We start from the raw sequence: 13222 nt of genomic DNA, 5'->3' as shown, positions 1-13222 counted from the left end.
ACGTCGTGCTGTTTGATCCCGTGAATCCGCCCCACCTAACGCCGTCGTCCCGGACAAGCCGTGACGCGCGAAGCGCGGCATTGCGCCGATCCGGGACCCAGACTCCGCGGCGGTGATGTCGTGCGCAAAAGCCAACGACCAGCCGGACTCAAACCGCTCCCTGGGGGTATGGGTCCCGGCGTTCGCCGGGACGACGCTGAGTTTGTAGATGCACCATGGTTCCCACGAGCTCCGTCATTGCGAGCGCAGCGAAGCAATCCAGGGCCGCGCGAGGACGCTGGATTGCTTCGCTGCGCTCGCAATGACGTCGGTTGATAGTATGCGCAACGATGCAAACTGCCGTAGGGTGGGCAAAGCAGACGCCCGTAGGCGGTTGCGTGCCCACCGTCGTTCGGCATGCTCGGAGCGAATGGTGGGCACGGCGCGCGATGCGGCGGAGCTTGTGACGCAAGCAGTGTAGGCGCGCCTTTGCCCACCCTACAGGTCGAGACAAACCTTATGGCACGCCCTGCACGAACAGCGCGAACGGCTCCTCCACCGTCTTGCGCAGATGCTCGCGATAAAACGCATAGTTCGGATCATCCGCCCCGAGCCGCCCAAAACTCGGCTCCACCACATTCCGTAGCGGCAGCAGCGCAATCGGTGCCGCGATCGGGGTCAGCAGCGAGCCGCGCCCGGCCAGCAAGGTCGTGATGATGCCGTACATCTCGCCGGTAATGGTCGGGCGCGATACCGTGATCAGGCGGTGCTGGCCGTGGCGGTTGGTGACGAGGTAGACGAAGCCGGACTGGTTGGGCACGGCGACCTCGCCGAACTGCGAAAAGGCCGCGTCGAGCCGCGCGCCCTCGCGAAACACCAGCGACGAAACCGCATCGTCCCAGACGATGTCGGTGCGGTAGGCGTAGATCGCGTCCTTGTCGCCGAACGACGGCCGCAGGGTCACATAGGTGCCCTCGATCCACTCCACCGCGCGGCGCGAATAGGAGCCGAGACTGTCGGGCGCGATGCCGCCGCTCGCGGGCGGCGCCGGAGCGGGCGCGCTCGGCGCCTTGCGCAGGGAGATGCCGAGCGCCTGCTCGAGCCGGACGATGGTCGCGAGCGTGAACGGGCGGCGGCCGCCGAGCGCCTTCTCCAGGGTCGACAGGCTCAGCTTGGCCTGCTCCGCCAGCGCCTGCCGCGACATCCGGCGCCGCGCGATCTCCTCGCGGATGGTCTCCGCCACCTGCCGGCTCTGCTCGTCCGTGAGCTCGCTGTTGTCCGATATCGACATCCTGGTCCCTGCCGCATGACCCAGGTCTCTTCTAGCAGACGGACAAAACAGCACAAACCCGGACAGATCAGCCGCCTCCTCGCGCACCACCGGACGAAGCCGGGCGGGCGGCGGCCGAACAAGACCGACCATTCCGCTCGCGGCGATTACGGCGCCCGCTCACTCTCAACCTGCCCCATTCTGTTCGTTGCGGAGCCCCTGATGAGCGACACCATCGACTATGACATCCGCAGCAGCCGCCATCCGGTCCGGTCCTGGATCGTGACCATGCTGCTGTTCCTGCTGCTGCAAGCCGCCGCCGTGGCGCTGGTCGGCTTCACCGCGCTGTTTCTCAGCATCACGCCTGGCTGGTCGGCCGAGGGCCCGCTGGCGCCGCTGACCAAGCCGGGCGATGCCCGCTCCGGCGCGCTGCTGTTCAAGAGCGATGGCGGCTACGTGGAAGCGCCAAGGCTCGGCATCGACGTCGACATCGTCGTGTCGGGTCCGACCGCGCGGGCGCGCGTGACGCAGTTGTTCAGGAACACCAGCTCGCAATGGCTGGAGGCCGTCTACGTCTATCCGCTGCCGCCGGACAGCGCGGTCGACAGCTTGAAGATGATCGTCGGCGACCGCGTGGTGGTCGGCGACATCAAGCCGCGCCAGGAGGCGAAGGTGATCTACGAGCAGGCCAAGCGCGACGGCAAGACCGCCGCGCTCACCGAACAGGAGCGGCCGAACATCTTCACCAACTCGCTCGCCAATATCGGCCCCGGCGAGACCGTGCTGGTGCAAATCGAATATCAGCAGCCCGTGGCCCAGGTCGCCGGCGAATTCGCGCTGCGGGTGCCGCTGGTGGTGGCGCCGCGCTACAATCCCAAGCCGATCGTGCAGAGCGTCGATCTCCGCCCGGACAGCAACGGCTGGGGCGCGGCGAGCAATGATCCGGTGCCGGATCGCGACCGCATTTCACCGGAGGTACTCGATCCTGCCCAGGATGCTCCGGTCAATCCGACCCGCATCACCGTGCGGCTGCAGGCGGGCTTCGCGCTCGGCGAGGTCAAGAGCCACCATCACCAGGTGACGATCGACAGCCCCGATGCGAAGACGCGCGTCGTGACATTGGCCGAAGGCGTGGTGCCGGCCGATCGCGATTTCGAGCTCACCTGGAAGCCGGCGTCGGAGAAGATGCCGTCGGTCGGGCTGTTCCACGAGCAGGTCGGCGACGGCGACTACCTGCTCGCCTTCCTCACGCCGCCCGCGGTGGCAGCAACGACGCAGCGCCCGCAGCCGCGCGACGTCATCTTCGTGATCGACAATTCCGGCTCGATGGGCGGCACCTCGATCCGCCAGGCCAAGGCCAGCCTGCTCTATGCGCTGGGACGGCTGCAGCCGGGCGATCGCTTCAACGTGATCCGCTTCGACGACACGATGACGGTGCTGTTTCCATCCTCGGTGCCTGCCGATGCCGAGCATGTCGGCAACGCCACCAGCTTCGTCGGTGCGCTCGAGGCGCGCGGCGGCACCGAGATGGTGCCGGCGATGCGCGCGGCGCTGACCGATGACGGCAGTGACTCCGATCGCGTGCGCCAGGTGGTGTTCCTGACCGACGGCGCCATCGGCAACGAGCAGCAGCTGTTCGAGACCATCACCGCGATGCGCGGCCGCTCGCGCATCTTCATGGTCGGCATCGGCTCGGCGCCGAACACCTATCTGATGAGCCGCGCCGCCGAGCTCGGCCGCGGCGCCTTCACCCATATCGGCACGGTCGAGCAGGTCGAGGAGCGCATGCGCGACCTGTTCGCCAAGCTGGAGAATCCGGTGGTGACGGGATTGACCGCGACGTTCTCGGAAGCCTCGGCCGATCTGACGCCCGCCGTGCTGCCCGACGTCTATCGCAACGAGCCGCTGGTGCTGGCTGCCAAAATCGACCGCCTCGCCGGCGCGCTGCAGCTCAAGGGCCGCATCGGCGACCAGCCCTGGACGATCACGCTGCCGCTGTCCAGCGCCGCCGAAGGCAAGGGCCTGTCCAAGCTGTGGGCGCGGCGCAAGATCGGCGACGCCGAGGTGGCGAAGACGATGCGGCAGATGACGCCGGAGGAAGCCGACGGCGCCATCCTCAAGCTGGCGCTGCAGCACCAGCTGGTGACCCGCCTGACCAGCCTCATCGCCGTCGACAAGACCCCGCGCCGCCCCGACGGCGAGCCGCTGCGGTTGGCCGAGCTGCCGATCAACCTGCCGGCGGGCTGGGAATTCGAGAAGGTATTCGGCGAACGCGGCCGGATGCCGGCAATGCAGAAGGACCGCCGCGCCGAGGCAGATGGCAACGTGCAGCTCGCCGCACTGAAGCGACCCGTGGTGCCCGCCGGGCCCGGGACGATCACGCTGCCGAAGACGGCGACCGATGCCGAGCTCAGCATGCTGCTCGGCCTGGGTCTGCTGATACTCGAACTGATCTGGCTCGTCGCCATCCGGCGACGGGCTGCCAACTAAGGAGGATCGTCATTGCGAGCGAAGCGAAGCAATCCAGGAGCCGAGGACGCGACTCTGGATTGCTTCGTCGCTTCGCTCCTCGCAATGACGAGAGGAGAGAGAATGGCTCGCTTCATCGTCCCGATCGCGGTCGCGCTTGTCGGCGCTGCCCTGTTCGGCCACGGCGCATTCATCCATGCCAAGGCCATCGTCGCCCAAGTGCTGCTCGATCGCGCCTTCAGCCGGACCATCGCGACGGGCCAGCCAGTCAAGCCCTGGTCCTGGGCCGACACCGTTCCGGTCGCCCGTATCGAGATGAAGCGGCTCGGCGTCTCCACCATCGCGTTGGCCGGCTCCAGCGGCCAGGCGCTGGCCTTCGGCGCGGGGCATGTCGAGGGCACGGCCGAGCCGGGCGAGACCGGCATCGCCGTCTACTCCGCGCATCGCGACACGCATTTCCGTTTCCTGCGCGACGTCAAGGTTGGCGACGAGATCGACATCGTCAGGCGCGATGGACGAAGCTTTCGCTACCGTGCCGATGCGGCCCGCGTCGTCCGCTTCGACGAGTTCGGCATCGATCCGCAGGCCGACGAGGCCGAGCTGGTACTGTCGACCTGCTGGCCATTCGACGCGCTCACGCAGGGGCCCGAGCGCTACCTCCTGCATGCCACGCTGATCGGCGATCGATGAGTGGAGCAAGCATGGCCGACCTTGGGAACCAGGCGCCGAATGCCCATTTGTCACGGTGCCGCCCTGATGGGATGATCCCGCCCGGACGACACGGCTCAACTGCGCAGCGCTTTCGACATGCATTCCCAATTTCATTACCTGCCGATCACACCCGCCTTCTTCGCCATCCTGGTGCTGGCCTTCGGCGTCGTGCTCATCCTGATCCAGCTCGGCGTCCTGCGCTACGCCTACATGAAGCTCGGCGTCAGCTCGGGCACGGCGATGCTGCTGCTGTTGGGATCGCTGGTCGGCAGCTATTTCAACATCCCCATCACGATGCTGCCCGGACAGGTGGCACGCTCCGGCGAGATCATCGACTTCTTCGGTATGCAATATGTCGTGCCGCTGGTGCATCAATGGCCAGGCACCCTGCTCGCGGTGAATGTCGGCGGCGCCGTGATCCCGACCTTGATGTCGACCTATCTCGTGCTGCGCTACCAGCTGTGGCTGCGCGCCTCGATTGCGGTGCTGGTGATCGCGGTGATCATCCATGCGATGGCGACGCCGGTGCAGGGTGTCGGCATCGCCGTTCCGGTATTCGCGCCCGTGGTCGTCACCGCCATCCTCGCCTTCCTGCTGTCGCGCGAATATGCCGCGCCGCTGGCCTATATCGGCGGCTCGATGGGCACGCTGGTCGGCGCCGATTTGATGAACCTCGACAAGATCGGCAGCTTGGGGGCGCCCGTGGCCTCGATCGGCGGCGCCGGGACCTTCGACGGCGTGTTTCTGACCGGCATCCTCGCGGTGCTGCTGGCCGGCCTTGCCGCCCCCTCCCGCCCGGGCCTGGCGCGCTGAGCTTTCAACCAGCGGCATTAGCGGCTAAAATCGAGCAGAGGCAGCCACGGACCCGGAATGCGCGCGATCAATCTTATTGTCGGAACCCTGACGATCGCGATCGTCGCGGCCGGGATCAGCGGCGTCCTGATCAAGCAAAAGCGCCGCATTGCCGAGCAGCGCAGCACCATGCGCGTCGTGTTCGACGGCGGCTCGGCGGCGGGCCTGCGCAAGGGCGGCCCGGTGAATTTCGACGGCGTGCAGGCCGGGCAGATCCTGTCGATCAATCTGGAAAGCCCGCGCAAGATCGTCGCCATGATCACGCTCGACAAGTCCGCCCCGATCCGCAAGGACACCACCGCCGGCATCGAGTTCCAGGGCCTGACCGGGATCGCCGCGATCTCCCTGGTCGGCGGCGCGCCGACCGCGCCTCCCGTTCCGCTCGACCGCGACGGCATGCCGGTGCTCACGGCCGATCTCAAGGACCAGGAGACCATGGTCGAGACGGTGCACAACATCGACAAATACGTCGTCAGCAATGCGCCGGCGATCAAGGACGCGCTGCAGACCTTCGAGACCGAGACCGCCTCGCTCCAGGCCAAGACCGCGGCCTTCGATTCCGCGATCGACAAGGCCGAGGACATCTTCAAGGGCTTCGATACGCTGGTCACCAAGATCGACGGCGCCATTCCCGGCTTCGCCGATGGCAACCCGGGGCAGTTGTTCGATCAGATCAAATCGATGCGCGAGCTGGTCGACAGCTTCAAGCGCAAGTCCGCGAAGGTGATCGACGAGAGCCGCAAGACGCTGGTCGATATCAGCGACAGTGCCAACGCCATGACCGTCAAGTTCGGCGGCCAGGCGCCCGCACCAGGGCCACGCCGGGTCCCGGCGTCCCGCTAGGGGACGGCGCCTCGCGCCGCCCCTGGCGCTCAGTGGCTGATCATCCAGGGCCGCGCCGTCGGAAATCCCTTGGCGCCGCTTTTGGATTTGGTCATCAGCCGCGGCGACTTCTTCGGCGAGCAGCAGCCGCAGCCCGGCCCATGCTTCGCCTTGTATTCCGCGAGCGTCTGCGGCGCGTGGCGGCTGCGCTCGTTGGTGGCATGCGCCGTGCGGCGCTCCGCCGGCATGCAGGCGAAGGCGGGCGCGGTGAGGATCACGCGCGGCGCCATGTCCCGGCATTGCGGACAGACCTGCGGCTCATCACATTCCGCCATCGGGCGCATGTCCGTGAACGGCCCGCACTCATCACAGAGATATTCATAGACCGGCATTGTCTCGTCTCCTGCGCAACGTCGTCTCCAAGGTCCGCGCAGCGGGTGCGGGGCGGCGAAAAACGCTGCCGTCCCGCACCCATCGCGCAGGGAGGAGAATTACTTGTCCGGCGAGATCGGCATCTGGATATCGCCCTTGATGTGCTTGATCGGCCCCGCCGCCGACGGCATCACATCGAAGTCGAAGATCTCGGTCGGCAGCCACAGGGTGGCGCAGGCGTTGGGCACGTCGACGACGCCGGAGATGTGACCCTGCACCGGCGCGGTGCCGAGGATCGAGTAGGCCTGGGCGCCGGAGTAGCCGAACTTCTTCAGGTACTCGATGGCGTTGAGGCAGGCCTGACGATAGGCGATATGAACGTCGAGGTAATGCTGCTTGCCGGCCTCGTCGACCGAGATGCCCTCGAAGATCAAATAGTCGCGATAGTTCGGCGTGATCGGCGACGGCTTGAAGATCGGGTTCTTGATGCCGTACTTAGCCACGCCGTCCTTGATGACGTCGACCTTGATGTGCAGCCAGCCGGCCATCTCGATCGCGCCGCAGAAGGTGATCTCACCGTCGCCCTGGCTGAAGTGCAGATCGCCCATCGAGAGACCGCCGCCGGGTACGTAGACCGGGAAGTAGATCTTCGAGCCGCGCGACAGGTCCTTGATGTCGCAATTGCCGCCATGCTCGCGCGGCGGCACGGTGCGGGCGCCCTCGGCGCCGATCTTGGCCTTGACGTCGCCCTTGGCCTGGCCGGCGTGGGCGGTCGGCGCGAACGGCGGGTTGGCCAGACCCGGCACACGGGTCGGGTTGGTCGCGATCAGCGCGGTCTCACGCTCGTTCCAGGTCGCGAGCAGCTTCGGATCCGGCAGACAGCCGATCAGGCCGGGATGGATCAGGCCGGCGAAGTTCACGCCCGGCACGTGGCGCGACGAGGTGTAGAGGCCCTTGATGTCCCAGATCGACTTCTGCGCCAGCGGGAAATGGTCGGTCAGGAAGCCGCCGCCATTCTGCTTGGAGAAGAAGCCGTTGAATCCCCACAGGCTCTCCTTCAGCGGACCGACGTCGAGCAGGTCGACCACCAGCAGATCGCCGGGCTCGGCGCCCTTGACGCCGATCGGGCCGGACAGGAAGTGCACGATCGACAGGTCGATGTCGCGCACGTCGTCGGCCGAGTCGTTGTTCTTGATGAAGCCGCCGGTCCAGTCATAGGTCTCGATGATGAAGTCATCGCCGGGATTGACCCACTCCACCATCGGGATGTCAGGGTGCCAGCGATTGTGCACCTTGTCGTTCTCGTAGGCCGACTTGGTCAGATCGACCTTGATCAGTGTGTCAGGCATCAAGAGCTCCCCTTTACCTTTGCTTGGACGGAGTGGTTAGACGGACAGATATTTGGACACCTGAGCGGCATCGACGGAGTCGCGCGGATCGTCGCGGACGATCTCGCCGTTCTCGATCACCAGCACGCGGTCGGCGATGTCGAGAGCGAAGCTGAGCACCTGCTCGGAGACGACGATCGACAGCCCCTTCTCGTCGCGGATGCGCTTCAGGGTGCGCGCCATCTCCTTGATGATCGACGGCTGAATGCCTTCGGTCGGCTCATCGAGCAGCAGCACCTTGGGCTTGGTGGCGAGCGCGCGCGCGATCGCGAGCTGCTGCTGCTGGCCGCCGGACAGATTGCCGCCGCGGCGGCCCTTCATCTCCAGCAGTACCGGAAACAGCTCATAGATGTCGCCGGGCACTTCGGACTCGCCGGACACGACGAGGCCGGTCTCGATGTTCTCCTTGACCGTCATGGTCGAGAAGATCATGCGGCCCTGCGGCACGTAGGCGAGGCCCTTGGCGACGCGCTCGTAGCTCTTCATGCCGGAGAGCTCGGAGCCGTCCATCGCGATCGAGCCGCTCTTGGCGGGCAGGATGCCCATCAGCGATTTCATCAGCGTGGTCTTGCCCATGCCGTTGCGACCCATGATCGCGACGATCTCGTTGGGCGCGACCTTGACGTTCAGGCCATGCAGCACCTCGCTCTGGCCATAGGCGACATGGAGATCGGAGATTGCGAGCATCGGATGTCTTCCTATGCAAGATGGAGTGAGACGATCGATCGAGCGGCTTCGGCAGTCAGCTCCCCTCCCCCTTGCGGGGAGGGGTTGGGGGTGGGGGTGGCTCCAGGCGAGACTGCCCGTGTGGACCCCCACCCCCGACCCCTCCCCGCAAGGGGGAGGGGGGCGCAGCGGGGGCGTGGATGGAGTGATGTCCCGAACATTCGCTCAATGCCCCAGATAGACTTCGACGACCTTCGGATCGTTCTTCACCCGCTCCATCGTGCCCTCGGACAGGATTTGCCCCTGGTGCAGCACCGTCACCTTGTGGGCGATGTCCTCGACGAACTTCATGTCGTGCTCGATGACCAGCACCGAGCGGTCCTTGATGATGCGGTTGAGCAGCTCGGCGGTCTTGGCGCGCTCGCTGACGCTCATGCCGGCGACCGGCTCATCGAGCATCAGCAGATCCGGGTTCTGGATCAGCAGCATGCCGATCTCCAACCACTGCTTCTGCCCATGGCTGAGCTCGGCCGCCGAGGTCTTCAGCCGATCCTTGAGGAAGATCATCTCGGCAACCTCCTCGACGCGGTCCTTCACCACGGCGTCGCGCTTGAAGGCGAGCGAGCCGAACACGGTGCGGCCGCGCGGGAACGAGATCTCGAGATTCTCGAACACGCTGAGATCCTCGAACACCGACGGCGTCTGGAATTTGCGTCCCACGCCCGCCTTGACGATCTCGTTCTCGCGCAGCTTGGTCAGCTCCTTGCCGCGGAACTGGATCGAGCCGGAGGTCGCCTTGGTTTTGCCGCAGATCAGGTCGAGCACCGTGGTCTTTCCGGCGCCGTTCGGGCCGATGATGACGCGGATCTCGTTCTCCTCGACATAGAAGGAGAGATCGTTGACCGCCTTGAAGCCGTCGAAGGAGACGGTGAGCGCTTCGACCGCGAGCAGGAATTCCTTGGGCTGATGACCGATGAGCATCGCTGTCTCCTCACTCTGCGGGGGCGCCGTCGGCGACCAGGCCGCCATTGGCTTTCTTGCTGCGCGAGGCCAGCAGCCGGTCGATGCGCGGCTGCACGTAGTCGCCCCAGATGCCGGCGAGACCGTTCGGGAAGGCGAGGACGACCGCGATGAACAGCGCGCCCAGGCCGAACAGCCAGAGCTGCGGGAAGGTCTCCGACAGGCTGGTCTTGGCGAAATTGACGAGGAGCGAGCCATAGACCGCGCCGAAGATCGACAGCCGGCCGCCGACCGCGGTGTAGATCACCATCTCGATCGACGGCACGATGCCGACGAAGGACGGCGACATGAACCCGACCTCGAGCGTGAACAGCGCGCCGCCGACCGCCGCGAACACCGCCGCCGCGCAGAAGGCGAAGATCTTGAAGTTGGCGACGCTGTAGCCGGAGAAGCGGACGCGATCCTCCTGCTCCCGCATCGCCACCAGGATGCGGCCGAGCTTGGTCAGGCGGATGAACTGCGCGACCAGGATGGCAGCGAACAGGAAGAACACTTCGACGAAGTAGAGGATGTACTTGGCGTGGTCGGTGCGGATGTCCCAGCCGTGCAGGGTACGCAGGTCGGTGATGCCGTTGATGCCGCCGGTGTAGCCCTGCTGGCCGACGATCAAGATGGTCATGATCGCCGCGATCGCCTGGGTGATGATCGCGAAGTAGACGCCGCCGACGCGGCGCTTGAACATTGCGGCGCCGATGATGAAGGCGAAGATCGCGGGCACCAGGATGATCGCGGCCAGGGCGAACGGGAAGCTCGCGAACGGCTTCCAGAAGAACGGCAGCGCGGTCAGCTGATTCCAGTCCATGAAGTCCGGAATGCCCGGCGTCGACTGAATCTTGGTGTTCGCGACGCTGGACGCCTCCAGCTTCAGGAACATCGCCATGCAGTAGCCGCCGAGACCGAAGAACACGCCCTGCCCGAGGCTGAGAATGCCGCCATAGCCCCAGCACAGCACCAGGCCGATGGCCACGAAGGAGTACGTCAGGTACTTCGCAACGAGGTTGAGGCGGAAGATGTCGAGCGCCAGCGGCAGGATGACGACGAGCAGCAGCAGCAGGGAGACGAAGCCGATGAGCTCCGAGCGGTTGAAAAAGCGCGAGTTGATCATGGCCGTGCTTTCTTGTTGGACTGACGAAGCTGGCTCATTTGCGGACCTTGAGGGCGAACAGGCCCTGCGGCCGCAGCATCAGGATGGCGACGATCGCCAGCAGCGTGAGCACCTTGGCCATCGAGCCGGACATGAAGAACTCCATGGTCGACTGCGCCTGGGAGATGGTGAAGGCCGAGGCGATGGTGCCGATCAGGCTGGCGGCGCCGCCGAACACGACGACCAGGAAGGTGTCGACGATGTAGAGCTGGCCGGCGGTCGGACCGGTCGAGCCGATCATGGTGAAGGCCGAACCGGCGACGCCGGCGATGCCGCAGCCGAGACCGAAGGTGTAGCGGTCGACCTTCTCGGTGTTGATGCCGACGGCGCCGGCCATCACGCGATTCTGCACGACCGCGCGGACCTGCTTGCCCCAGCGCGACAGGAACAGAACGTAGGCGACGACGATGGTGATCAGAATGGTCAGGCACATCACGAACATGCCGTTGATCGGGATCTGGATGGCGTCGGTGGCCTGCCAGGAGCCCATCATCCACTCCGGGAGCTCGACGCCGACCTCTCGGGCCCCGAACACCGAGCGATAGGCCTGCTGCAGGATCAGGCTGAGGCCCCAGGTGGCGAGCAGCGTGTCGAGGGGACGCTTGTAGAGGCGACTGATCATCGCCCACTCGACCAGCATGCCGAGCGATCCGGAGGCGACGAAGGCCAGCGCCATCGCGACGAAGAAGTAGCCTGGAAACAGCGACGGCAGGAAACTCTGGAAGGCGTTCGACGTCATCCAGGTGACGTAGGCGCCGAGGATCATGAACTCGCCATGGGCCATGTTGATGACGCCCATCTGGCCGAAGATGATGGCAAGCCCCAGCGCCATCAACACGTAGACCGAAAACAGGATGAGGCCCGCGAAGCCCTGCATCGCGAAGATCGCCCCGAGGTCGCCGATGGAGTAGTCGCCGAACATGATCCGTCCTCTTGTGATGCGTGGTGTCGGTGCGCACTGACTTGCGATTCGCATTCGCGCCCGGGGCATTGCCCCGGGCGAGATCGTTCCCTCCCCCCTTGTGGGGGAGGGCTAGGGAGGGGGGTCCACACGACGAGTTGTGGGTGGGGTACCCCCCTCCCCAACCCTCCCCCACAAGGGGGGGGAGGGAGCGCACTTGCTGTGCAGCGGCGCGATCGCCTCATCAGCCCATCAAGATGAGGCGTCAGACCAGCCCTTACTGGTAGCCCTTCGGGAACGGATCGGGCTCGACCAGATCCGCGGTCTCGTAGATCAGCTCGTACTGACCGTCCGCCTTGGCGCGGCCGACGCGGGTCTTGGACCAGAGATGGTGGTTCTCGTGGATCCGGACATAGCCTTCCGGCGCGCCCTTGAACTCGATGCCGGGCGAGGCGGCCGCAACCTTGTCGATGTCGAAGCTGCCGGCCTTCTCCACCGTCAACTTCCACAGCCACGGGCCGAGATACGCCGCCTGCGTCACGTCGCCGATCACCGTCTTCTCGCCCCACATCTTCTTGAAGGCGGAGACGAAGGCCTTGTTGTTGGCGTTGTCGAGCGACTGGAAGTACTTCATGCAGGCATAGGCGCCTGCGATGTTCTCACCGCCGATGCCGTCGATTTCGTCCTCGGTCACGGAGATGGTGAGCAGGGTCTGCTTCGACATGTCGATGCCGGCCGCCTTGAGCTGCTTGTAGAAGGCGACATTCGAGCCGCCGACGATGATCGCGTAGATCACGTCCGGCTTGGTCAGCTTGATCTTGTTGATGACCGAGTTGAACTGGGTGTGGCCGAGCGGGAAGTATTCCTCGCCGACGACCTTGGCACCCTGCAGATGGCCCTCGATATGCTTGCGGGCGATCTTGTTCGAGGTGCGCGGCCAGATGTAGTCGGAGCCGAGCAGGTAGAAGGTCTTCGCGCCCTTGGTCTTGTTGACCCAGTCGAGGCCGGCGATGATCTGCTGCGTGGCTTCCTGGCCGGTGTAGATGACGTTCTTGGACTGCTCGAGGCCTTCGTAGAAGGTCGGGTAGTACAGCATGCCGTTGTACTGCTCGAACACCGGCAGCACCGCCTTGCGCGAGGCCGATGTCCAGCATCCCATGACGGCCGCGCACTTGTCGTTGACGAGCAGCTTCTTGGCCTTCTCGGCGAAGGTCGGCCAATCCGAGGCGCCATCCTCCTGGATGAACTTGATCTTGCGGCCGAGGACGCCGCCCGAGGCGTTGATCTGCTCGATCGCAAGCTTCTCGGCCTGCACCGAGCCGGTCTCCGAGATCGCCATGGTGCCGGTGACCGAATGCAGAATGCCGACGGTCACTTCGCTATCGGTGACTGCAAGGCCGGTAGTGTTGACAGCAGAGGTTGCGGGACCGGCACCAAACGACGGGCGCGGCAGCATCGCGAGCGCCGGGATGGCGGCCATTCCCATCATCAATTGGCGCCGAAGTGGCGACTTCAGGCCTTTTTTCGTTTCGTCCGACATGAGCACCCCATTCCTTGGTTCGAGGACACGCGTTAGGTCGGACCAAGGATGGCGCGCTTCGTGCACTGCACGGATACGCAAGATTGCG

Annotated in this window: 12 protein-coding genes; 4 read left to right on the top strand and 8 right to left on the bottom strand. The window is 65.4% G+C overall.

The annotated features are described in order from the left end of the window. Positions 1 to 496 precede the first annotated feature (496 nt). Positions 497 to 1270, bottom strand: coding sequence for a helix-turn-helix domain-containing protein (locus ACQR0Z_RS02625; RefSeq protein ID WP_434917601.1), 774 nt, complete (start codon positions 1268 to 1270; stop codon positions 497 to 499). A 201-nt stretch (positions 1271 to 1471) separates the two neighbouring features. Between ACQR0Z_RS02625 and ACQR0Z_RS02620 the strand changes: the two genes are divergently transcribed. The 4 genes from ACQR0Z_RS02620 to ACQR0Z_RS02605 all read left to right on the top strand — a co-directional run bounded on the left by ACQR0Z_RS02620 (position 1472) and on the right by ACQR0Z_RS02605 (position 6124). Beyond that, on the top strand, positions 1472 to 3739 hold the full coding sequence (locus ACQR0Z_RS02620) for a marine proteobacterial sortase target protein (RefSeq protein WP_434917600.1): 2268 nt from the start codon (positions 1472 to 1474) through the stop codon (positions 3737 to 3739). 102 nt (positions 3740 to 3841) lie between these two features. Beyond that, a complete protein-coding gene (locus tag ACQR0Z_RS02615; protein WP_434917599.1) occupies positions 3842 to 4408 on the top strand; it encodes a class GN sortase in 567 nt (188 codons plus the stop codon). 117 nt (positions 4409 to 4525) lie between these two features. Beyond that, a complete protein-coding gene (locus ACQR0Z_RS02610) occupies positions 4526 to 5242 on the top strand; it encodes a DUF1614 domain-containing protein (RefSeq protein ID WP_434917598.1) in 717 nt (238 codons plus the stop codon). A gap of 57 nt (positions 5243 to 5299) precedes the next feature. Further along, positions 5300 to 6124 carry an MlaD family protein gene (locus ACQR0Z_RS02605; protein ID WP_434917597.1) on the top strand — a complete coding sequence of 275 codons (825 nt, stop codon included), beginning with the start codon at positions 5300 to 5302 and terminating at the stop codon, positions 6122 to 6124. A gap of 29 nt (positions 6125 to 6153) precedes the next feature. Here the strand turns inward: ACQR0Z_RS02605 and ACQR0Z_RS02600 are convergent, their stop codons facing one another. The 7 genes from ACQR0Z_RS02600 to urtA all read right to left on the bottom strand — a co-directional run bounded on the left by ACQR0Z_RS02600 (position 6154) and on the right by urtA (position 13134). Then, the gene (locus ACQR0Z_RS02600; RefSeq protein WP_006614902.1) at positions 6154 to 6495 is read right to left on the bottom strand and encodes an FmdB family zinc ribbon protein; all 342 of its coding nucleotides are present in this window, start codon (positions 6493 to 6495) and stop codon (positions 6154 to 6156) included. Positions 6496 to 6594: 99 nt separating this feature from the next. Continuing rightward, positions 6595 to 7824 carry a formamidase gene (fmdA, locus tag ACQR0Z_RS02595; protein ID WP_009031409.1) on the bottom strand — a complete coding sequence of 410 codons (1230 nt, stop codon included), beginning with the start codon at positions 7822 to 7824 and terminating at the stop codon, positions 6595 to 6597. Between the two features lie 36 nt (positions 7825 to 7860). After that, positions 7861 to 8550 carry an urea ABC transporter ATP-binding subunit UrtE gene (gene urtE, locus ACQR0Z_RS02590; protein WP_172110383.1) on the bottom strand — a complete coding sequence of 230 codons (690 nt, stop codon included), beginning with the start codon at positions 8548 to 8550 and terminating at the stop codon, positions 7861 to 7863. A gap of 204 nt (positions 8551 to 8754) precedes the next feature. Next, the gene (urtD, locus tag ACQR0Z_RS02585) at positions 8755 to 9510 is read right to left on the bottom strand and encodes an urea ABC transporter ATP-binding protein UrtD (RefSeq protein ID WP_006615092.1); all 756 of its coding nucleotides are present in this window, start codon (positions 9508 to 9510) and stop codon (positions 8755 to 8757) included. Positions 9511 to 9520: 10 nt separating this feature from the next. Beyond that, on the bottom strand, positions 9521 to 10654 hold the full coding sequence (gene urtC, locus ACQR0Z_RS02580; RefSeq protein WP_434917596.1) for an urea ABC transporter permease subunit UrtC: 1134 nt from the start codon (positions 10652 to 10654) through the stop codon (positions 9521 to 9523). Between the two features lie 34 nt (positions 10655 to 10688). Continuing rightward, on the bottom strand, positions 10689 to 11615 hold the full coding sequence (gene urtB, locus ACQR0Z_RS02575; protein WP_434860133.1) for an urea ABC transporter permease subunit UrtB: 927 nt from the start codon (positions 11613 to 11615) through the stop codon (positions 10689 to 10691). A gap of 256 nt (positions 11616 to 11871) precedes the next feature. Continuing rightward, entirely contained in the window at positions 11872 to 13134 is a 1263-nt protein-coding gene (urtA, locus tag ACQR0Z_RS02570; RefSeq protein WP_434917595.1) for an urea ABC transporter substrate-binding protein, read from the bottom strand. Between the last annotated feature and the right edge of the window lie 88 nt (positions 13135 to 13222).

Origin of the sequence: Bradyrhizobium sp. HKCCYLS3077 (assembly GCF_051167555.1) — a bacterium.
In the GTDB taxonomy this organism is placed as follows: Bacteria; Pseudomonadota; Alphaproteobacteria; order Rhizobiales; family Xanthobacteraceae; genus Bradyrhizobium.
This window is presented reverse-complemented; position numbering and strand designations above follow the sequence as displayed.